This window comes from Achromobacter insolitus, assembly GCF_002209555.1.
Lineage (GTDB): Bacteria > Pseudomonadota > Gammaproteobacteria > Burkholderiales > Burkholderiaceae_B > Achromobacter > Achromobacter insolitus.
In genome coordinates this window covers 1-20,791 of sequence record NZ_NJIF01000016.1, presented here as the reverse complement: position 1 = coordinate 20,791, position 20,791 = coordinate 1, and the positions used below count along the sequence as shown (strand labels likewise).

The window sequence follows — 20,791 nt, the reverse complement described above, 5'->3', positions numbered from 1 at the left end:
TAATTCTCAAGTAATTCTAGGAATGACAGCGGATGCGTGCTGGCGATTGCGGAAGTCTTGCTGGCGATTGCGGAAGTTTCGATGGGTCAGCGGCGTGGCGTGACGCTGCTGGGAAGCACGCGGTAGCGGCGCACGAAAGCCTTGGTGAAGTGGGAATCGGTATAGCCGCAGGCGTAGGCCGCCTCGGACACCGTATAGGCGCCTTCGGCCAGCAGGACGTGTGCCTGCTCCATGCGGCGTTCGCGCACAAAGGCATACACGCTCTGGCCGAACAGCTTGCGAAACCCGTTAGTGAGCTTGTTGACGTTTACGCCGGCTCGCCGCGCCAGCTCGGGCAGGGACGGCGGATCCTGCAGGTTCGCCGCAACCAGGTCGCGCGCCAGATGCAGGCGTTCGATATCGGCGCGCGTCAGGCCGCGCGCGGGCGCGACCGGCTGCGCGGGCTGCAGCGCGCCCAACGCCAGCGCGGCCAGTTCCAAGGCTTTGCCGGACAGGTACATGCGTTTGAGCGCGCCCTGCACCGGGCAGGCCAGCATCTGTTGGCCCAACGCCTCCAGCCTGCGATCCGCCCGCCTATTGGCCTCGGCGTATGCGGCCTGGGTCCGCGGCGCCCCCAGCAAACCCGCCAGCTGGGCCGGGTCCATGGAAAACGCGTCACGCAGATGATCCAGGCCGGTGCGCAAAGACACGAAGCGCAAGGCCTGGTGGGCGCCGAATTCGTGTTCCATACCCATGGCGTCCTGGCACACGCTCAGGTGCAGCACGGGCCCGCTGACGCGAGTGGGCGCAGCGCCGCGCACGCTATAGCGCAGATCCCCATCCAGCACGAGCACCAGCTTCAAGCCCGGCTCCAGCCGCTCCTGCACCCGCTCATCGCGGCCAAAGCGCAACGTGCCGCCCGCCAGCGACATGGCAGGCGTGGCGGCCGATAAGGTCCAATCGGGTTCGGGCTGGATGGTGGTCAAGGTAGCGGCTCCGTGGCGACGGGCAGCGCTGTTGATGAGATTGAATATTATTACCGTTTGACCAGAACGGAAAGCCGCCCGCGGTCGCGGGCGGCGCGCCCTATTGCTGGCGGCGCTGTTCCAGTTCCTTCAAGCATTGCGCCACGCCGGCCTGCATCTGCGCGTTCGAGACGGCCGCGCGGTCCGAGACTTCACGGCAACGCACGTACTCGGCCTGGCTTTCGGGCGTATCGCGAATGACGGCGGGACCCGAACCCGGCTGTGGCGTGACCGTCATGCGCAGCGTGGAAGGCGGCGAAAGGCTGCCGTCCTTGGAGCGCACGCTGGGATACTGGTATTCCTGCGTGGCGGGCGCGGCGTTCTGCGCTTGCGCGGCGCCGGCCGCGCACAGGGCGGCAAGCAGGAATGCGGAAATACGGAGTTTCTTCATGACAACCTCTCTTGGATGGACTGACTTCCAGATGCGCGGACTGCGGCGCCCTGGACACGCCGCCCTATCGTATCCCTGGCCACCCCTGCACGGCGTGCCAAGACGCTACACAATCGGCCACAGTTGTTTCCCGGCGTTTCTCCGCCGGCCGACCTATTTCTTCGACGCGGACTGGCGCAGCGGCGCCAGCAACGAAGACAGCCCGTTGTGATCCAGTTCGTGCATCAAGGCCAGCAAGCGCCCCAGTTCACCAGGCGGAAAACCCTTGCGCGCGAACCACGCCAGGTAGGGGCCGGGCAGGTCGGCGATGAGGCGTCCCTGGTACTTGCCAAAGGGCATGGTGCGCGTGACCAGCAGAGACAGCATTTCAGGATCCATGGGGATCACCGCGCCGCCAAGGCGCCGAAGCCGATTTCCGCCGCTGGCACGGCGGCGATCTTCACGCCGAAGCTGGAAATGGACGACAAGGTCGCATTGTGATGCGCCCTGATCTGCGCGCCGGGCGCATGCGGCTTGTCCTGCGTAGTGTGGGCGTCCGCCGCCAACGTGACGGGATAACCCAGCGCGGCCGCGCGGCGCACCGTCGTATCCACACAGAATTCGCTGGCATAACCGCACACGACCAGGTTCGTGATTGCGGCTCGCGTCAGCGCCTCCGCCAGCTCGGTGCGCAGGAAAGAGTCCGGCGTGGTCTTGCGCACGCGGATATCCTCATCCGCCGGGTGCAGCCGCGGATCCAGTTGCCAGCCGGGCATGCCGTGGTCCAGCGCGCTGCCCGGGCTTTCATGCTGCACGTAGATCACCGGAGCGCCGGCCTCGCGGGCGCGCCGGCACAGATCGTCGATGCGCGTCAGCACGGCTTGCGCATCGGCGGGTGGAGGCGACGTTTCAAACAGCGCACGCTGCACGTCGATCACGATCAAAGCGGACGTCATGGTTTCCTTATAGCGGTGGGGCGCCGGTCATGCGCCAGACCGACGCGCGCGTACATCCAGAAATTGCGCGGTTCGCCGCGCACCAGGCGATAGTGCCGCAACAGCCCTTCGCGCTGAAAACCGCAGCGCTCCAGCACGGCGGCCGAAGCCTGGTTCGTATCCAGCACGGTAGCCTGGATGCGCGCAAAGCCAAGCGTGCTCAGCGCCCATGCGGTCACGGCGGCGCAGGCGCGCGTGGCGATGCCGCGCCGCCAATAGCTCGGCGCAACGTCGTAGGCAATCTCCGCGCGGCGCGCGGCCAGCGAGATTTCGTTCAGGCCCACGGTACCCGCCAGGCTGCCGTCCGCCATGGCGATGGCCAGGCGCATGCTATGCGATTCCGATGGCTGGCCATAACCCCGGATCAGCCGCAGCAGCGTGTCCGGTCCATCGAGTTGCCAACTGGTATGCCGCGTAACGGCATCGTCACGCAGATAAGCGTGCCAGCCAACGGCGTCCGCCTCCTGCAATGGGCGCAGCCGCAAGCCATCCAGCCCTAAATCGGGCAGGTCCTGCGGCGGGTCAGTGAAGGTCGGAAACATCCTGGGGCGCGATAGGCTGCGGCACCAGCGCCGCGACATGACGCAGCTTATCAGGGTTGCGCACGATGTAGATGGCGGCGATCCTGCCGTCGCGCACCTCCAGCGTGGTGGACCGGGGCAGACCGTCCAGCTCGGTGGCCAACACCCCGGGCATGCCGTTCAATTGCGTCACCACGGCATCCAGGAACCGGCCGCCTGGCTTCTTCGCCAAGCCGGCAAAGAATCGCGCGATCTTGTCGCTGCCCAGAATGGGCCGGAACACGGCCAGCTTCTTGCCGCCGCCATCCGCATGCAGCACCGCGTCGGCTGCCAGCAGGCTGCGCAGCGCATCCACATCCCCCGCTCGCGAGGCCTGCCAGAAGGCATCGGCGATGCGCGCGCCCTCCTGCTCTGTCACCGCGAACCGCGGGCGCGCCTCCCGCACGCGGTTGCGAGCCCGGGCGGCCAACTGGCGGCAGGCGGCTTCGTTGCGGCCCAGCGTGGCCGCAATCTCCGCAAACGGCATGTCGAATACGTCATGCAGCAGGAAGGCGGCGCGCTCCAGCGCCGACAGCCGCTCCAGCGCCAGCATCAGCGCCACCGAGAGGTCATGCGCGATTTCGCCCGCCCCGGGCGCTTCATAGCTGCCGGCATCGGGCAAGGGTTCGGGCAGCCACGGCCCGACGTACTCTTCGCGCCGCGCGCGCGCCGACTTCAGCAAGTCCAGGCACAGGCGCGTGACCGTGCGCGACAGGAAGGCGCGGGGCGTTTCGACCAGGCTGCGATCTGCATCCCGCCAGCGGAGCCAGGCATCCTGCACGATGTCCTCGGCTTCCGCCCACGAGCCCAGCATGCGATAGGCCAGGCCCTGCAAATGCCTGCGATGGGGTTCGAAGTCGGCAACAGCATCAGGGATGGCGGATGCGTTCATGGAGGCTGGACCTCAGTGCTTGGGGTGCTGCGATCGGAAACCGACGGCGATGCGGTTCCAGCTGTTGATCATGTTGATGGCAACCGTCAGGTTAACCTGCTCTTCCTCGCTGAAATGCCTGGCCATTTCGGCATAATCGGCATCCGGCGCGCGAGTCTCCGAAAGCCGCGTCAGTGCTTCCGTCCACGCCAGGGCGGCGCGCTCGCGTTCGCTATACAGCGAGGATTCGCGCCAGGCGTCCAGCAGATACAGACGCATTTCGGATTCCCCCTGCTTGCGGGCGTCCGTGGAATGCATGTGCAGGCAATAGGCGCAGCCATTGATCTGCGAAGCGCGCATTTTCACGAGTTCAAGCAGGCTATGTTCCAGCCCGCAATTCTCGACGAAGTCGTTCAAGGCGATCATGGCCTTCATGGCCTTGGGCGAGGCGGTATAGGCGTTCAGGCGGGCGGTGCTCATGGATAGGTCTCCGGCAAATGGGCATGCGCCGCGAAATGCGGCGCCCTCACTCCTTATGACGAGACAGCCCGGCCTGATGTGACATCGCTTGCGGGAAAATTTGTAAACCTGCCCGTCCGGCGCTAGAAATCCAGCCGCCCGCGCAGTTCCCCGAACGGCACCATGACGTGTTCGCGATAGGCCGGACGCTCCTGCAGCCGCTCGTACCAGGCTTGCAGATGTGTCATGGGAGGATGCGGAATATCCAGCTCGAAATATCGGTAGAGCGTGGTGCCCGCCGGAATGTCGGCCAGGCCCAGCGCGTCTCCGCCCAGATAAGGCCGGTCCGCCAGGGCGCGGTCCAGTTGCGCGAGGCCGGCATGGGTGGCTGCGATGGCGCGTTCGATGGCTGCCGTGTCGTGCCGGGCCTCGGGCGTGCGGTAGTACCCCCAGAACACGCCCGTCAGGAACGCGGGCTGCAATGCCGTCTGCGCCCAATCCATCCAGCCATCGGCGCCCGCCCGCTGGGCCGGATCGTCCGCCCAGAACCGCGCCGCGCCATCGCGCGCGGCCAGATAACGCAGGATGGCGTGGGACTCCCACACCACGGTCTCGCCATCGCGCAGGACAGGCACCTTGCCGTGCGGGTTCATCGCCCGGAACTCCGTTGTGTCCAGCAGGCCGAACTGCCCTCCGGCCGGCACGTGCTCGTACTCCAGGCCCAGCTCTCCCGCCAGCCACAATACCTTCTGCACATTGAACGAACTGCGCCGCCCCCAGATAGTCAGCATGGCGGCGGCCTCAGGCGGCGTGCACGATGCGCGGCTCGCAGCGCACCGGAAAATTGACCGAATTGGCGATAAAGCAGAAATGATGCGCGCGCTCATGCAGCTCTGCGGCCAACGCCGCATCGTCGCCAGCGCGGATCGTCACTTCCGGCCGCAACGTAACGGCGCTAAAAGCGCCGCCGCGGTCGCGGTCCTCGACCATGACGCCTTCCGCCTCGTCGCGGTAGGCCTCCACCGTCACGCCTTCGACCGCGCAGAAGTGCAGGTACCAGAGCTTGTGGCAGGCCGACAGCGAGGCCACCAGCATGTCTTCCGGGTTCCAGCGGGCAGGATCGCCGCGGAACGCCGGGTCGGACGAGCCTGGCACATCGGGCTTGCCGGCCGCACGGATCACGTGGTCGCGGGAATAGGCTGCGTAGCTGGATGTGCCCGAACCGGTGTTGCCCGTCCAGTCCACGGTGATGTTGTAACGGTGCTCGCCTTTCATCGGAATCGTCCTGTTCAAGGGGAAATGCCCAGGCAGGCGCGCCTGGAAAGACACCTAGCGTAGCGCATGCCCGGCCGCTCCAGGGCCTGGCGCCTTACATCCCGTTTCAGCACCCCCCCGTTACTATCCGTATCGTGTCCCGTTTGCCAAACCAGGAGCTCGCCATGATGAAAACCACCCTGACCTGCGCCCTGACGCTAGCCCTGCTCGCTGGCTGCGCGCCCTCCCGGCCTGGATCCAGCGGCGCCGTGCCCGTCGACAGCCACACCGCCCGCGACTCACTGGATTGGGCCGGCAGCTACGACGGCACCCTGCCCTGCGCGGACTGCCCGGGCATCCGCACCCGCCTGACCCTGATGCAGGACGGCCGCTACGAAAGACAGACCCAATATCTGGACCGCCAGCCGCAGCCCGAGGTCGTCACGGGCTCGTTCAGCTGGGAATCCGACGGCAGCACCATCCGGCTCGACGCGTCCGGCGACAGCCAGCGGTATTTCGTCGGCGAAAACCAGGTGACCATGCTGTACCGCGACGGCACCCGCCCCACCGGGCCGCTGGCGCCCCACTACATCCTGCGCCGCGCGCAATAAGGCATCACGCAAGGCGCGCGCTTGCGGCTATGCTTGCCGCATCGACCGCGCCCGCGCGCCTTCACCGCCAAGGACACCATGAAGACCGATCACGAGCTGCTTTCCGCCTTCGCGCCCACCGGCGCGCTGCGCGCATCCATCAACCTGGGCAATCCCATCCTGGCCAACGCCGATCCCGTCACCGGCCAGGCCGGCGGCGTATCGGTCGACCTGGCCACGGAATTGGCGCGGCGGCTGGACGTCGAGCTGGAACTGGTGGTGTTCAAGTCGGCCGGTGAATCCGTCAACGCCGTCGCGGCCGAAGAGGCCGACGTGGGCTTCTTCGCCATTGACCCGCTGCGCGGCGAGCAGATCGCCTTTACCGCCCCCTACGTCGTCATCGAAGGCGCGTACCTGGTGCGCCAGGATTCACCCATTGCCAGCATGGACGAGGTGGACCGCCAGGGCCAACGCGTCGTGGTCGGCAAAGGCAGCGCGTACGACCTGTATCTCACTCGCGAACTCAAGCAAGCGGAGATTTTTCGCGCGCCGACCTCGCCCGCCGTTGTGGACACCTTTCTGCAGGAAAACATGGAAGTCGCCGCGGGCGTGAAGCAGCAGCTTCAAGCCGACGCGCAACGCCTGGGCGGCCTGCGCCTGCTGGACGGTCATTTCATGCTGATCCGCCAAGCCATGGGCGTGCCCAAGAGTCGCGGCGACAAAGCCAGCGCTTACCTGGCCGCGTTCGTCGAAGCCATGAAGAAGTCGGGCTTCGTCGCCGAAGCCTTGGCGCGCCATAAGATCCAGGGCGCCGCGGTGGCGCCGCTGGAAGCCTGAGCCCGCTCACCCTCGCCAAAAAAAGGCCCTGCCATGCAGGGCCTTTGCACGCAGGCGAGGCGTGCCGTCAGTGACTGATCATCCACGGCCTCGCGCCCGCGAACGATTTCGCCCCGTCCGGCGTGGTGCGGGTTTTGCCCGCAGCCTTGCCGCCGGAACAACATCCGCAATTCATGCCGTGGCCGGCACGCGAGCTGCGCGGCTCATGGGCGCTGCGCTCATTGGCCGCGCGCGCCCGGTTCATGGCGGAGGACAGCGCCGAGATCGCCGGCGCCCCGCCCACGATGCGGCCGCACATCGCGCCGCATTGCGGGCAGGGGGCGGGATCGCGCCACCGGGCCAGGGGCACCAGCGCCGCGAACTCGCCGCAGTCTCCGCAGGCATAGTCATACATGGGCATGGCGGCTTCTCCTAGCGGTCCCGCGACAGGGGCATGTCCACGCCGCCCTGGATGTGCTTGACGGGGCCGGACGCTGACGGATGGATGTCGAAGTCGAAGATCTCCGTCGGCAGCCACAGGGTGGCGCAGGAATTGGGGATGTCCACCACCCCGCTGATATGCCCCTGCACCGGCGCGCAACCCAGCAGCGAATATGCCTGGGCGCCGGAATAGCCGAACTTCTTCAGGTACTCGATGGCGTTCAGGCAGGCCTGCCGGTACGCGACATTCACGTCCAGGTAGTGCTGTTTGCCGGACTCATCCACCGAAATGCCTTCGAAAATCAGGAAGTCCTTGTACGCCGGCGTGATCGGGCTGGGCTTGAAGATCGGATTCTTGATCGCGTACTTCTCCATGCCGCCCTTGATCAGCGATACGCGCATGTGTACCCAGCCCGCCATCTCGATGGCGCCGCAGAATGTGATTTCGCCATCGCCTTGTGAAAAATGCAGGTCGCCCACCGACAGGCCGCCCCCTTTCACGTAGACCGGGAAAAACACCCGGGCGCCGCGCGACAGGTCCTTGATGTCGCAATTGCCGCCGTGTTCGCGCGGTGGCACCGTGCGTGCGCCCTCGCCTGCCGCCTTGTCGCGGTCCGCGCCCTGCAATGCGCCCATGTGCGCCGTCTTGGGCGCCGGCGGATTGGCCAGCGGCGGCACGCGGTTGGGGTTGGTGTCGATCAGCGCCTGCTCGCGCCGATTCCAGGTATCCAGCAGCTTCTTGTCGGGCAGGCAGCCGATCAGGCCCGGGTGGATAAGCCCCGCGAAATTCACGCCGGGAATATGGCGCGACGAGGTGAACATGCCATGGAAATCCCAGATGGATTTCTGCGCATGCGGGAAATGTTCGGTCAGGAATCCGCCGCCGTTATTGCGACTGAAGAAGCCGTTGAACCCCCACAGGCTGTCCGGCTTGGCGCCGATGTCCAGCAGGTCCACGACGAGCAGGTCGCCGGGCTCGGCCCCTTCCACGCCCACCGGCCCCGACAGAAAGTGCACCGTGGATAGATCCACGTCGCGGACGTCATCGGCGCTATCGTCGTTCTTGATCGCGCCGCCGGTCCAGTCATAGGTTTCCAGGACGAAGTCATCCCCTGGCTTGACCCACACGGCCATCGGAATATCCGGATGCCAGCGATTGTGGATCTGCTTGTTCTCGTAGGGGGATTGGGCCAGATCGACCTTGATGAGCGTGTCAGTCATTCTCTTTCATCTCCAACGCAAGGTGTTGATAAAACAGAAATTTCTATCGCCGACCGTCTTGTGTGAACGCGCGGGGTCGCGCTTGTGAGTCGTTGATATGTGAAGCACAGTAGGCGACTTTCAAGTAACCGTAAACTGGGTTTTCGACCAGTGCCGCAGCCCTGCCATCGTCCATTCGGACCACGGCCCACCCACCCGGTTCTTTTCCGGCCTGTACCCGTGCCCGTATAGCAGACAAGGTGTCGTATGATTCCGGCGCAACCACCGGACCCCAGAAATGAGACATCCTAATCACGGGATAGCCTATCGGCCAGACATAGACGGCCTCAGAGCAGTCGCGATAATCTCAGTTGTCATTTATCACGCTCTGCCGGGAGTCTTTCCGGGAGGGTTCGTCGGAGTCGACGTCTTTTTCGTCATTTCCGGATTCTTGATCTCATCGATCCTGCTGAGGAATCTCCATCAGGGAACCTTCAGCATCGCGAACTTCTACCTGTCCCGCACTCGTCGACTGCTTCCTGCGTTGGTGACGGTGCTGGTTGCCGCATACGGCGCGGGCTGGCTCCTGCTTATGCCTCAGGAATTCAGCCAGCTGGGAACTCAGATAGTCGGTGGCGCAACCTTTCTCCAGAATTTCGTACTTTGGCGTCAAGAGGGCTATTTCGATACCGCCTCTGAACTCAAACCCCTGATGCATCTTTGGTCCTTGGGCATCGAAGAACAGTTCTACCTGATTTATCCACTCATTCTGTGGTTCTCCTTCAAACGCAGGGTTCTTCTCCCGGCCATCCTGGCCTGTGCAGCGGTTTCGTTCCTGCTGAATATCCTGCGCGTCCAAGCGCATCCGGTCGAAGCTTTTTTTCTTCCGCATACGCGGTTCTGGGAGCTGTTGCTGGGTGGAGCCCTAGCCTGCTGGATGCTCCGTCCCGATGCGTTTTGGCATCGTCTTCCCGGTTTGCTTAGCGACCTGGCGTCAGGCCTCGGGCTGCTTCTTATCGCAAGCCCGGTTGTGCTGCTGGACAGCCACAGAGCGTTCCCAGGATGGTGGGCGCTGCTCCCCGTGACGGGGACGCTCTTGCTCCTGGCGTCAGCGAACACCAGTCGCTTGGGCCGACATGTGCTCGCCAATCGCGTCTTTGTTTACATCGGACTAATCAGCTATCCGCTGTATTTGTGGCACTGGCCTTTGCTCTCGTTTGGCAAGATGCTCGACCCGAACTTGCCGACAGCGGCAAGGGTCACGCTGGCACTGGCAAGCGTGGTCCTCGCCGCCTTGACTTACCATTGGATCGAGAAACCCTTGCGCGCCCAGGTCCGCCCCCGGATTGCGGTTTCATTGCTGGGCGGATCGCTCGTCGCGGTGGCGCTGACCGGGTTCCAGGCGGTCGCGAGCCAAGGCATTCCGTCGCGGCTTCCAGATGCGCTGCAAGCAGTGGCCAATTACCGCTATGCATACGAAGCCGACGCCAGATATCCCGCATGCTGGTTGACCGCCAAGGACAGTGGCTCCGCCTTCGCCCCTGAGTGTTTTGAGAACCTTGGGGTGCACGGCACCAAGTCGTTGATCGTATGGGGAGACTCCTACGCCGCGCGCCTGTATCCGGGTATCGCGACGGCCTTCGGCGACCGGTACTCGATCGCTCAGACTACCCGTAACAGCTGTCCGCCGTTGCTGGACAACCAGTACGACACCTGCCGTGACAGCAACGAATTCACTTTTTCCCTCATTAAAAAACACCCGAACGCCACTGTCGTCATGTTTGCGGTCTGGGATCAGTACGCCAAGGACTGGGCTGCGCCGTCACCTGAACGCGAGGCCTTGATTCGTACCATTCGATCCGTGAAGGCCGTTGGCGCGCAGGTGATCCTGCTTGGCCCCGCGCCTCGATGGCCTGAAAACTTGCCTAGCCTGGTGCTCAAGACCTGGAAAAACGGATCGCTTTCGCAGGGAATTCCGGACCGGTTGAGGACTCCATTGAGCCCGATGATTCAGGCCATCGATACTGCCTTGCGAGACATAGGCGCAACAGAGAACATCACCTACGTATCCGCGTACGGCACCCTGTGCAACGACGAGGGCTGTCTGGTCAGGACGAACGAGGATCCCGTGAGCTTCACTACCTGGGATATCGGGCATTTGACGACGGAAGGCGCAAAGAAAGTGGCCGGGGCCATTCGCTTGCCGTGACCACGGCATCTGCCCCGAGCGATTATCGGGGCCTGCCGCCTAGGGCGCCTGCACAATGGGGAGCCAGCGTGACAGCAGTTATGATGCAGCCCATTCCGTCGCACTACCAAGGTATTCCCGCATGGCCTTCCCTACCCCCCGCCTCCTCGCCGCTTTGCTGATCTCTGCCACCGGCGCCAGCGCCAGCGCGCAAGCGGCGGACGGCGACTGCGTCGCCGAGGTCCAGACCAAGTGGGAGAACATCGATCGCGCCCAAGACGCGCAACGCACGCGCGAAATGGCCAACGATCTGCAGCTGAATCGCGAGCTGTGCCAGGGTCGCCTGGACTTGCTGGACGCGCGGTTCTCGCTGGTCGACGACTTCGAAGCCTGCCGCCGCAAGGGGGTGGAGTTTCCTGCAAGAATGGCGCGAACCCTGAGCGACGCGTCCGACAGGCTGACGGACGAAAAGGCCGCGTGGATCAGGACTTGCGGCCCGCAAATGAAGGATTAAATGAAGTGGCATGGCCCGCCAGCCGGCGGGCGCGCGGCTCAGGCCGCCTGCTTCTCGGCGCTGTGCGGGAAGAAGATGGCCCGGCTTGGATCGAAGCCGTAGCGGTGCTCGAACTCGGTCGCGTCGGCGGCCAGCGCCTGCACCGAATCCAGGATGAAGTCGGCCTTCTCGTCTGGCAGCAGCACGCTGAAGTTCAGCCGGATGAAGCCCGGCTTTTCCATCTCGCGGCCGTCCAGGATGGCCTGGCGCATCTGCTGCGATTCTTCAGCGTCGATATCCAGCAGGCGATGCACGTAGGGTCCCGCGCAGGCGCAGCCGCCACGCGCCTGGATACCGAAGCGGTCGCTCAGCATGCGCGTCACCAACTGCTGATGCACAAAGCCGCCGCGGCCGTTGCGCACCCGGAACGAGAAGATCGGCAAGCGGGTAGCCGTCAGCGACCCCAGCAGTTCCAGCTGCGGCACGCCCTGCCAACGGGCGAGCGCGCGCTTGACGAAGTGCTCGTTGCGCTGGCGCATGAAGTCGGCGCCCAGGGCTTCCTTTACCAGCAACACCAGCGCCGCGCGAATATCGCCCACCACATTGGGCGTGCCTGCTTCCTCGCGCGCTTCCAGGCTGCCGCTATAGTCATGGCCCACGGGCGAGACGAAACGGACCGTGCCGCCGCCGGGCCAGGTAGGCTTGGCATCCAGCACCGCATCGCGCCGGACGATCAGCACACCGGACGCGCCCGGCCCGCCGATGAATTTGTGCGGCGAGAACACGATGGCGTCGATGTCCGCATCGGCGGCGGGTGACATCCGGATCGGAAGGTATGGCGCCCCGCCCGCATAGTCCCACAGCATCTTCGCGCCCGCGGCCTTGACCCGGCGGGTTACCCCTTCCACGTCCGCCACAATGCCGGTCACATTCGACGCCGCCGACAACGCGCAGATGACCAGCGCCCCGGCGCCGGCTTGCAGCGCCACGTCCAGCTGCGCCAATTCCGGCCCGCCTTCCGGGCTTTCCGGCAACTCGACGATTTCCGCGCCGCATTCGCGCCAAGGCAGGATGTTCGAATGATGTTCATAGGGCCCGATGATCACGCGGACCTTTCTGCCTGCGGCAAGTGCTTGGCGCACGCCAAACAGATGCACCAGCCGGTTGATTCCCGCCGTCGCGCCCGAGCCCGCGAATATCACCGCATGCTCATCGCCGGCCCCGCAGCACCGCGCGATCGCCGCGCGCGCTTCGCGGCGCAGCCGGGTAATGAAACCACCGCAGTAAGAGGCCTCGGTATGCGAGTTGGCGTAATACGGCAGGACCTGCTCCAGCACGAAGCGCTCCACCTGCATCAACGCCCGGCCCGAGGCGACGTAATCCGCGTAGACCAGAGGCTTGACCCCATAGGGACCTTCGACCACCGCATCCTTGCCGATCAAGCCGTCGGCCAACGCCGCGACGACGTTTTCCGTCTTCAGGCTTTCTTGGAATTGCTGCAACGGCGTGGCCTTGGCGGGGCCGGATTGGGTGGTCGTAATCATGTCAGGGATATTCCTAGGTACAGCGGAATATCATACGATGGAAGGAAATTTAAAACCTCACCTAAATTTTGCCAAAAACCTTCAAAATTGGGTCATTTGATCTTTGAAATGGAAAAAATAGACAAATTTGATCTGAATATTATCTCCTGCCTGCAAAAGGACGGCGCGCTGTCGCAACGTGAGCTGGCCGATCGCGTCGGCCTGTCGCAGAACGCCTGCTGGCGCAGGCTGCAGCGCCTGAACGCCTGCGGCATCATTCGCGGCACGCGGGCCGAGGTCAATCTGGTCGAACTGGGACTGGACCTGACCGTGTTCGTCATGATCCGCACCAGCCACCATGCCAAGGCCTGGGCCGACGGCTTTCGCCAGCATGTGGAGCGCCTGCCAGAAGTGACGGAGTTCTACCGCATAGGCGGAGATTGGGACTACCTCATCAAGGTAGTCTGCCGCGGCATGGCCGGCTACGACCGCTTCTACCAGAAGCTGATCACCGATTTCGAACTGTCCACGGTGACGGGGTTCTTCAGCATGGAAGCCATTATCGAGAACCGACCGCCGGACCTGGGCAGCCTGGAGGGGTGAGAAACAGTGCCTGGGGCGGCATGGAAGCGCTGGTTTGCCCCACATGTACATGGCGATCCAAGGGCGGCCATGCCCGGGCGCTTCTACAGCGCCAGGTAAGCCATTTTCTCAAGCAGCGCGTGCCAGGCCTACGGCGTCCACCGCATATCCCAGGCGCCTGGGCCGCAAGAAGACATAACAATGCTGGAACTTGTCCGCCACCACGTGGCGCGCGCCGGTCATCCCCGGTATGCCGGGCTCATATGTCTTGAAGGCTTGAAAGCCCGCAGCCTGCTCAACCCTGAAGCTCAAGCGATCCGGTTTGTCGTTATAGCCCAGCACCAGCAAACCGTCGTCCGTCAGGACACGATGGCATTCGAACATCAATCGATCGAACGCCTCCTCGGTATCCAACCCGAAACCGATAAGCCCGTTGGCCACCACCACATCGAAACTACGGGGAGGATAGTAGGCGGACAATTCGGTCGCCGACCCCACCACGTGCCGGTTCGCTTGGCCGTAGATCGCGTTGCGCGGATTCAGATCCATTGAATAGAAGTCCAGATCCAACAACCGGTCGTAATGCCAGTTGTGCTTATCCAGCCCAATGAAGAGGCACCTTGCCGCCGGAGTCCCGGCCCCGCGCCGGAACTGCTGGTTGATATACCCGAATATCTCTTGCTCCAGGAACATCCGGCTGAAGGCCCGCAGACGGAAGTCCACCCCAAGCGTCTTGGCAAGCGCCGGGGAAATGCGAAACAGCAAGCGCTTCAGTGCATAGGGTATTTTTTCAAGAAACCGCATGACTCTCCGCAACGACAAAAATACCCTGTGCACTGAGCACGGATCGCTGGCACATGCAGGCCGACGGCTTCATTTTTTTGAGAGCCTTATGTATTCGATCCGGGGAATGAGGGAATCTTGAATCGTAGCAATGGGGAGATGCGGAATTTGGTTGTCCAGTGTTTATCGGACCGAATTACCGGGGATGAAATGATGTGTTGGAGATTCCGAGTCGGATGCCGCGGGTTGGCTCGATGAAGCGGAAAAGTCTCGCAAAGTAAAGTTCCCTTGTGGTGTATTGATCACAAATAAAGGTGTCAGACTGCAATTTTCATTGGCCGCCCGCGCCGTCGGGCAACCAACTGCCGCTGCAGGTCATGTTCCAAGCTCGCACAATACTCTTCTGAGCCAAGTGGGTTTCCTGGCTGAATGGAGTGTCGAATATGACCTGCTCCCCGTGCCATTGGAGCATTGCGGGACAAAGTGCTCACTCAACCGGAAGTCCCGTATCGGGAATCCATCTTCCGCCCCTAACATCCAGCCCCATTGCCATTTGACAACTATGCCCAGTACTCTTTCCCCTCAGAATCTATCCATACCACTCCGGCAGGAGCTTCGGTCAAAAACCAAAGACCGAACCCATCCAGATCGTCCTCTCCAGGACTATCTGGCCACGCAGCCTTAAGAACATTCAACTGATCCTGGACATTACCTACGAGGTAAACCCCATCACGTGCCAATTTCAAATGCCCTTTCGACATCAGCCGTTCTACAAGAGAAAAAAAATATCAACTCTCTCTTTATGATCGATAGGCACACCAGACAATTCAATCGTCATATGTTGCCATATGGCACCCATTGAAAGCCCAAACGCACTCTTCAGCACGGCCTTAAAAATATAATCAATCACTTAAACTTAATCTCCACTATTCGACCACCATTAATTGCCTTATCCATAACATCTATAGTCCAGTTGGCACCTGTCTGTTGGGACGATGCGGAAAAATCCCTAAGCGTTATCTTAGACCCGCTTTCAGTTTTAACTGTGTATATCGTTCCCTTTCCTGGGACAATTTTAGCTACTGGCATACTCTCAACGCCGGCTAGCTGCTTGAAGTCAGTTCCGTAACAGCAGCGATCGTGCTAACACTAGTATTTACGGAGGCAATCTCCGAAATGCCGGCCACAATGCTGGCAATCAAATCACCTCGGGCTTCCCGTTCCTCAGTGGATAGGTCATCGCCTGCTGCCACTGCTATCAGCTTTGCAAGCACAGAGCTCGCCCCCGCCCCTAGAGCACCGGCTGAGCAACTACCACTGCTCGCAACAGCCCCGGCGCACCCCACGATGCTGTGGAGCGCCGCTCTCGCAACATCTGCTCCAGGGCTTGAGCCCATTGAGTCGGCAAGCCGCTTTACCTCCGAAGCAGCCAAGCCTTGCAAATAGTTGACAGCGGCTGACTGAGCGAAGGAACTTACCGTCCCGGTGACATTGCCACTCGCACCGGCAGAGATAGCTGCCAAGATCCGACGATATGAACCCGACGGCCCCCACTCATCATCCAAATTTTTTGCGGCAGCCGCAGCCTCAGCGCGTTCGGAGGCCGACAAACTGGCGTCCTTTGAGCGCGCAATGAGGGTATCGCGCTCTTTGGCCCGATTCGTCAGGAACTGCCCCGTCTGACGTTGGAACTCCGACGCAATCTCAAACCCCGCCTCGATCTTCTCCTTATCAAAAATCGGCTTCAGCGCATTCAAGGTGTCCGAGGTATCCCGGTTCAACGCCGCGATCGTTTCCGCCGCCGTCATTCCCGTCAGATCCTGCTGCGCCGCCTCTGGAAAAGGCAGTCGGACATTTTCCTTAATTATATTTTTGACACCTTTTTCTGCTTATCTTTCAATTTCTTATGGCGCCAAATTTTTCAGGATCAAAGCCCATTGGCCATAGTGTCTTTTCGTCATAGATTGAACCTGCCCACAGAGCTCGCTCAGCATTCTCAACCCGCATATCAGCACCGGTTAGTTTCGCTTTTTGAAAACATGAAAACTGTGCGTTGGCATTAAAAAATATGGCTCCTGTCAAATCCGCTCCCGTGAAGTCCGCACCAACCAATGTTGCACCAGTCAATTTGGCGAAGTGCATTTTCGCACCCATGAAGTAGGAATTGACAAGAAAAGCATTTTGCATTTTCACATCAGAAATTTCCGCCTCAACAAAACCAACGTTCCTCAAGTTTGCCCGAGAAAAATCAGCACCTCGCAGATCCATTCCATCGAAAATTATCCGATGAAAGTTTACGTCACGAAAATTCGCTCCAACCAAGCTATTCAAATGAACTGTAAATGATTCGCCTGTTTGATATTTAAGAGTAATCAATGGTTTCCCCAATCCGCCAGATCGATTGATATATTCGAGATAGAACTTCGTTTACTCTGCAATGACCCCGGCGACGTCCATTGAGTCACTTCAACGTAGCGCCCCAATATTCGTGCCGCGATGTACCGATGATTTCCATCGACGATCAAATCCCCATCCATCCTAATAGGCGGCGGCGTTTCCCCGGCTAGCAGACGATCCACATAGCGCTGGATAGCGGGCAAAGAAACAGCTCCCTGCACTCCGAAGGCCGGGTCACCCCGTAAGGCTGCCTCAACAATTTCCGGTGTTACTTCTGCGCCTGATGAAACATAGGGTCGGCCAGTTCGCTGGCCAGCCCCGTGCTGGAATATTACTGTTGCCTCAGCAGCGTTGGGCGTCGGGGTAACAATGGTTGTCCCCCCCGACGGCCCCTTGTTCTCCTGCCCCGGCACCCCACCAATCTCAGGCACATCCCCCGACTTACCAGGCAACTGCGTGTCCGGCGCCGTACCCACACCACCACCCGGAGGCACACCTACCGGTGGCACCGGCTCTCCTGGTTTCCCTGGAATACTCTGGGGTTCGCCGCCGGTCGCGATGTACTGAACGACCGTTAGTAACAGCGCTTGGTCCTCCGACAAACCGGGCGTCTTAGCCATCAGGTCCGCTGTCACCGCAGTGATCGCTGCGAACGCAATTGGCCCGATCACCTTCTCTTCGCAGGCAGGCGAACGGAAGCATGCGCCTACCGCCGCCATGCCACCGCGCTTGAGTAAGGTCCCGACCGCGTTGTTCTCGGTCTCCGACCTGCCGCTGTTGACCACGGCGCTCGCGTCAGCGCCCAGGCCGCCCGCCACGCCAGCCAACAACGAGGACACCAGATTGCTACGCGCCTCCTTGGCTTCAGGCGACAAGGCCGAGCCGGACTTGTCGCTGGTGGCGTCCAACAAGACGTTGACCACCGAGGCAGCTCCGGCGCCTAGCGCCGAAGCCCCGCACCCATCACCGCGCGCCGATCCTGCTGCGCAGCCCACCAGTGTGTGCAACGCAGCACGCGCGGCTTGCGCGTCTGCACCGTCACCCAGCGCATCCGAGTACAGCTTGATTTGTTTCGCGGTTAAACCCTGGAGATAGTTGACCGCGCCGGCTTTCGCGACGTCAGATACAGCCCCAGTAACGTTGCCAGTCGCGCCGCCCAGGATCGCAGTGGCGATCAAACGGTATTGACCACCAGGTTCCCACTTAGCCGCATCACCCAGATCATCAGTCAGCTGGGCGATACGCGCAGGGTCCCCGCCACCTGGCTTCTTCAACTCAGTGGCCAGCTCATCAGAAAGCGCCTTCGCTTCCTTCGCCCGATTTTCTAAAAACTGCCCCGCCTGCCGTTGCGCCTCCGACGCAATCTCAAACCCCGCCTCGATCTTCTCCTTATCAAAAATCGGCTTCAGCGCATTCAAGGTGTCCGAGGTATCCCGGTTCAACGCCACGATCGTTTCCGCCGCCGTCATCCCCGTCAGATCCTGCTGCGCCTCCTCGTCGCGGATTACGACCGTGCCGCCGCTGATGGCGCTTTGTGTGGTCGAGCTGCTGCTGCCCTTGGCGCCCACGACGATGGGCGTGCCCATGCCGAAGCCGCCGCTGCCAGTGGCGACGGACGAGCCATGCTCCTTGCTGGCGCCGCCCGCCACCTGGCCGCCTTTGGTCGTGCCCAGGCCTGCGTCTGCACCCTTGCCGCCTCCGAAGCCGAAGCCCCCGCCGATGGACACCTGGCCGCCGCTGTATTTGGCGCGGTTCTTGATGTCCTCGGTGATCAGCGTGCCGGTGTCGAGCGTGTTCAGCCCTTGCGCCACGGCCCGGTCGCTGCTGGCGATGACGCTGCCGGCGAGCTTGGTCTCGTTCTTGACGTCGATCTGGAAGCCGCCGTCGCCTGCCCGCAAGCCCGTCTGTTCCATGACGGACTTGAAGTCGCTTTGCATCTTGCCGGCGCTGGCGTTGGCCGAGAAGCTGCTGGCGCCCTGGCAGTACGGCGGGATGCATAGACTCAGCCCGAAGCCTGCGCTCTGGTTCTTGGAGTCGTACTTGCTGCTGTCCTGCAAACTCTCCAGCAGCAGGTTGCCGCCGACGGATGCGATGATGCGTTCCGCCTCGCCCGTCGCACCTTTGAGGGTGGTGTCCCCGCCGGATTGGATGGCCAGCACGTTGCCCGCGGTGATGAGGCTGTTGGTCCAGCTTTCGTCCTTGCCGTTGGCCTTGCCCCGGCCCAGCGACGCGCCCAGCTCCAGCGTGAAGCCATTCTGCTTGCCGCCCGTGGAGTAGCCGATGCCGATGCTGGCGCTGCTGCTCTTGCTGTCGGTCTGCTGCTCGAAGGCGTTGCGCGCGGCCTGCAGGATGACATCGCCTTCGGCCTTGAGCGCCACCTTGTCGCCGGCCGACAAGGTGGAACCGGTGACGGCGATGTCGGAGTCCTTGCCCGCGCCTTGGGCAACAATGGTCAGGTCCCTGCCCGCGGTGATCGTCGAACCATGGGCGCTGGACGAACTGCGATCCGTGGTGCTGGAATTCTTGCTGGTACCCAGGCTGAGCTTGATGCTGACGCCGCCCACTTGATCGATCTTGCTGCTCGATCCGGCCTTGGCGAGTTCGGCGGCCTCGGCCGCCTTGGCGGAGGCGCGCACCGCGTCGTAGGCGTTGACGGCAGCGACGCCGGCGGTTGCCCCGGCCAGGCCCTTCATGACGGTGTTGTCCGTCTTGCCCGCGGCTTCTGCCATGCGTATGCCGGTCTGCACGGCACTCACGATGGGGTTGCTGGCGGTAAGCGTCAGCCCCGTCTGCTTGATCTCATGGAATTCCTTCTCCCGCGTGGTATCGAGCGCCGCGCCGATGTTCACCTCCTGGCCGATCAGCGTGATGTCGCCCTGGCGCGCGAGGACATTGCTGCCGGTAATATCCAGCGCTTTGCCGGCCTTGATGAGCGCATCGCCTTCGACGCTGCCGACGGTGCTGGCGGTGTTGAAGACTTTCTCGCCATCGATCCAGTCGGTCTGCTTGCGGGTGCCATAACTGAAGCCGCCCATTGCGCCGAAGCCGGACTTCTTGACCATCTTGTAGTCGTAGCGGTCCTCGGTGTTCTGGCCGGGCAGGAGGTTCACGTCGCGTTCGGCGGACAGGACCAGGTCCTTCTGCGCGCCGACATTCGACCCCGCCACGTTCAGGTCGCGCCCGGCCATCAGCACGGCCGTATCGCCCGTGAAGGTCGAGGCCTTGGCCTGTTCCCAGTCGCTGGAGGTGATGGTGTGCGTGGTCTTGGACGAGAGGAAGCGCTTGGTCTTGTAGCGGACCTCGTCGTAGGCCGAGCCGGTTTCTGCACCGGCGGCCAGGTGGATGTCGCGCCCCGCGCCCACCGCCAGCTGCTTGCCGGCGGTGACTTCGGCCGCGCGCGCGTTGACGTCCTGGCCCGCGACCAGCGTGAGGTTGCCGCCCGCCGCGATGGTCGAGCCGACCTCAGAGCTGGTGCTCAGGCGGTGACGATTCCTGGCGTTCAGGACCAGGGATTCACCATGGCTTTCAGTCAGGGTTTCCAACGCGATGTCGCGGCCGGCCTGCAGACGCGCGTCGTCCTTGACCGAGACTTGCGCCGCGATCAGGGCGATGTCGCGCCCGGCATGCAGGTTGAGGTTACCGGCGTCGACGCGGGACACGCCGCTCACGTGCGAGCCCCAGGTGCTGCCAAAGTTCTCGGACGCCGCGGTGGACGTCAGCGCGATATCGCTCCCCGCCTTCAGGGTGACGGCGTCGCCCTTGATCAGCGATACCAGGTTGGTCAGGTCCTCGCGCGCGGCGAGGTCGACCGTAGCGCCCTGGATCAGGCCGCCGCGCTGGTTAACGATGTTGCCCGCGGTCATGACGGTGGCTGCGCGCGCGCCGATGGTGCCGATGGTGCCGCTGTTGACGATGTCGCCTTCGGCCTCCAGCTTGACGTTGCGTCCGGCCATGAGGGTGCCGTCGCCCTGCAGGTCGCCTTCGCGCACCAGCAGGTAGACCTGCGGGACCAGCACGGACTCTGTCGTGCCGTCTGGCAGCGTGACGGTCTGTTCGACCAGCCAGACCAGATCGGTGGTGAGCTGGCGCTGTTGCGCCTCGGTCAGCGCGACGCCGAGCTGGATGCCGTGGCCGCGGGCGAACTGCGCGCCAGCGGCAAGCAGGGCCTTGTACTGGCTGTCGTTGTCGCTGTACGTGTCGAGGAAGCGCTGGCCGGTGGTGGCCAGGATCTGGTCGGACACGAGCTTCTGCTCGTAGAAGCCGTC

General features: G+C 62.7%; 22 protein-coding genes. 5 read left to right on the top strand and 17 right to left on the bottom strand.

Annotated elements, in window-relative coordinates; translation table 11 throughout:
* Nucleotides 1-86 precede the first annotated feature (86 nt).
* The 9 genes from CEY08_RS28955 to CEY08_RS28915 form a co-directional block, all read right to left on the bottom strand.
* The gene (locus CEY08_RS28955) at nucleotides 87-965 is read right to left on the bottom strand and encodes a helix-turn-helix transcriptional regulator (RefSeq protein WP_232033832.1); all 879 of its coding nucleotides are present in this window, start codon (nucleotides 963-965) and stop codon (nucleotides 87-89) included.
* A gap of 100 nt (nucleotides 966-1,065) precedes the next feature.
* The gene (locus tag CEY08_RS28950; protein WP_042794250.1) at nucleotides 1,066-1,395 is read right to left on the bottom strand and encodes a hypothetical protein; all 330 of its coding nucleotides are present in this window, start codon (nucleotides 1,393-1,395) and stop codon (nucleotides 1,066-1,068) included.
* A gap of 153 nt (nucleotides 1,396-1,548) precedes the next feature.
* Nucleotides 1,549-1,773 carry a DUF3820 family protein gene (locus tag CEY08_RS28945; protein WP_042794251.1) on the bottom strand — a complete coding sequence of 75 codons (225 nt, stop codon included), beginning with the start codon at nucleotides 1,771-1,773 and terminating at the stop codon, nucleotides 1,549-1,551.
* Nucleotides 1,774-1,778: 5 nt separating this feature from the next.
* Nucleotides 1,779-2,330 carry a cysteine hydrolase family protein gene (locus tag CEY08_RS28940; protein WP_042794252.1) on the bottom strand — a complete coding sequence of 184 codons (552 nt, stop codon included), beginning with the start codon at nucleotides 2,328-2,330 and terminating at the stop codon, nucleotides 1,779-1,781.
* Entirely contained in the window at nucleotides 2,327-2,911 is a 585-nt protein-coding gene (locus tag CEY08_RS28935) for a GNAT family N-acetyltransferase (RefSeq protein WP_063640400.1), read from the bottom strand. The genes CEY08_RS28940 and CEY08_RS28935 overlap by 4 nt, the downstream gene beginning before the upstream one ends.
* Nucleotides 2,892-3,821, bottom strand: a complete 930-nt coding sequence (locus CEY08_RS28930; RefSeq protein WP_042794253.1) for a sigma-70 family RNA polymerase sigma factor — start codon at nucleotides 3,819-3,821, stop codon at nucleotides 2,892-2,894. Before CEY08_RS28930 ends, CEY08_RS28935 begins: the two co-directional genes overlap by 20 nt.
* A gap of 12 nt (nucleotides 3,822-3,833) precedes the next feature.
* On the bottom strand, nucleotides 3,834-4,280 hold the full coding sequence (locus CEY08_RS28925) for a carboxymuconolactone decarboxylase family protein (protein WP_063961729.1): 447 nt from the start codon (nucleotides 4,278-4,280) through the stop codon (nucleotides 3,834-3,836).
* A 122-nt stretch (nucleotides 4,281-4,402) separates the two neighbouring features.
* A complete protein-coding gene (locus tag CEY08_RS28920; protein WP_076814470.1) occupies nucleotides 4,403-5,050 on the bottom strand; it encodes a glutathione S-transferase family protein in 648 nt (215 codons plus the stop codon).
* A gap of 10 nt (nucleotides 5,051-5,060) precedes the next feature.
* Nucleotides 5,061-5,534 carry an OsmC family protein gene (locus CEY08_RS28915; protein WP_042794254.1) on the bottom strand — a complete coding sequence of 158 codons (474 nt, stop codon included), beginning with the start codon at nucleotides 5,532-5,534 and terminating at the stop codon, nucleotides 5,061-5,063.
* A gap of 164 nt (nucleotides 5,535-5,698) precedes the next feature.
* Between CEY08_RS28915 and CEY08_RS28910 the strand changes: the two genes are divergently transcribed.
* Nucleotides 5,699-6,124: a copper resistance protein NlpE gene (locus CEY08_RS28910; protein ID WP_042794255.1), complete on the top strand. Its 426-nt coding sequence runs from the start codon at nucleotides 5,699-5,701 to the stop codon at nucleotides 6,122-6,124.
* Between the two features lie 78 nt (nucleotides 6,125-6,202).
* Complete coding sequence (locus CEY08_RS28905; protein WP_063961735.1) at nucleotides 6,203-6,940, top strand: ABC transporter substrate-binding protein; 738 nt, start codon at nucleotides 6,203-6,205, stop codon at nucleotides 6,938-6,940.
* A gap of 67 nt (nucleotides 6,941-7,007) precedes the next feature.
* Here the strand turns inward: CEY08_RS28905 and CEY08_RS28900 are convergent, their stop codons facing one another.
* Entirely contained in the window at nucleotides 7,008-7,340 is a 333-nt protein-coding gene (locus tag CEY08_RS28900) for a zinc ribbon domain-containing protein (protein WP_063640403.1), read from the bottom strand.
* Between the two features lie 11 nt (nucleotides 7,341-7,351).
* Nucleotides 7,352-8,581, bottom strand: a complete 1,230-nt coding sequence (fmdA, locus tag CEY08_RS28895; protein ID WP_042794257.1) for a formamidase — start codon at nucleotides 8,579-8,581, stop codon at nucleotides 7,352-7,354.
* 277 nt (nucleotides 8,582-8,858) lie between these two features.
* On the opposite strand from fmdA, the gene CEY08_RS28890 reads away from it, so the two are divergent.
* Nucleotides 8,859-10,769 (top strand): acyltransferase family protein, encoded by a 1,911-nt coding sequence (locus CEY08_RS28890; RefSeq protein WP_076814472.1) that lies wholly within the window; start codon nucleotides 8,859-8,861, stop codon nucleotides 10,767-10,769.
* A 121-nt stretch (nucleotides 10,770-10,890) separates the two neighbouring features.
* Nucleotides 10,891-11,262: a hypothetical protein gene (locus CEY08_RS28885; protein ID WP_042794258.1), complete on the top strand. Its 372-nt coding sequence runs from the start codon at nucleotides 10,891-10,893 to the stop codon at nucleotides 11,260-11,262.
* A 38-nt stretch (nucleotides 11,263-11,300) separates the two neighbouring features.
* Here CEY08_RS28885 and CEY08_RS28880 read toward each other — a convergent pair whose 3' ends face one another.
* On the bottom strand, nucleotides 11,301-12,785 hold the full coding sequence (locus tag CEY08_RS28880; RefSeq protein WP_076814474.1) for an aminotransferase class V-fold PLP-dependent enzyme: 1,485 nt from the start codon (nucleotides 12,783-12,785) through the stop codon (nucleotides 11,301-11,303).
* Nucleotides 12,786-12,893: 108 nt separating this feature from the next.
* Between CEY08_RS28880 and CEY08_RS28875 the strand changes: the two genes are divergently transcribed.
* Nucleotides 12,894-13,367 (top strand): Lrp/AsnC family transcriptional regulator, encoded by a 474-nt coding sequence (locus tag CEY08_RS28875; protein WP_042794259.1) that lies wholly within the window; start codon nucleotides 12,894-12,896, stop codon nucleotides 13,365-13,367.
* A gap of 108 nt (nucleotides 13,368-13,475) precedes the next feature.
* Here CEY08_RS28875 and CEY08_RS28870 read toward each other — a convergent pair whose 3' ends face one another.
* The 5 genes from CEY08_RS28870 to CEY08_RS28850 form a co-directional block, all read right to left on the bottom strand.
* On the bottom strand, nucleotides 13,476-14,150 hold the full coding sequence (locus tag CEY08_RS28870) for a class I SAM-dependent methyltransferase (protein WP_076814477.1): 675 nt from the start codon (nucleotides 14,148-14,150) through the stop codon (nucleotides 13,476-13,478).
* A gap of 539 nt (nucleotides 14,151-14,689) precedes the next feature.
* Nucleotides 14,690-14,890: a DUF596 domain-containing protein gene (locus CEY08_RS30360; protein WP_084738570.1), complete on the bottom strand. Its 201-nt coding sequence runs from the start codon at nucleotides 14,888-14,890 to the stop codon at nucleotides 14,690-14,692.
* Nucleotides 14,891-15,232: 342 nt separating this feature from the next.
* Nucleotides 15,233-15,937, bottom strand: a complete 705-nt coding sequence (locus CEY08_RS28860; RefSeq protein ID WP_076814479.1) for a hypothetical protein — start codon at nucleotides 15,935-15,937, stop codon at nucleotides 15,233-15,235.
* A gap of 88 nt (nucleotides 15,938-16,025) precedes the next feature.
* On the bottom strand, nucleotides 16,026-16,505 hold the full coding sequence (locus CEY08_RS28855) for a pentapeptide repeat-containing protein (RefSeq protein WP_076814481.1): 480 nt from the start codon (nucleotides 16,503-16,505) through the stop codon (nucleotides 16,026-16,028).
* Nucleotides 16,502-20,791 (bottom strand): hemagglutinin repeat-containing protein (locus CEY08_RS28850; RefSeq protein WP_170946345.1); only part of this gene is annotated, 4,290 nt, incomplete at its 5' end. The genes CEY08_RS28850 and CEY08_RS28855, both read right to left, overlap by 4 nt.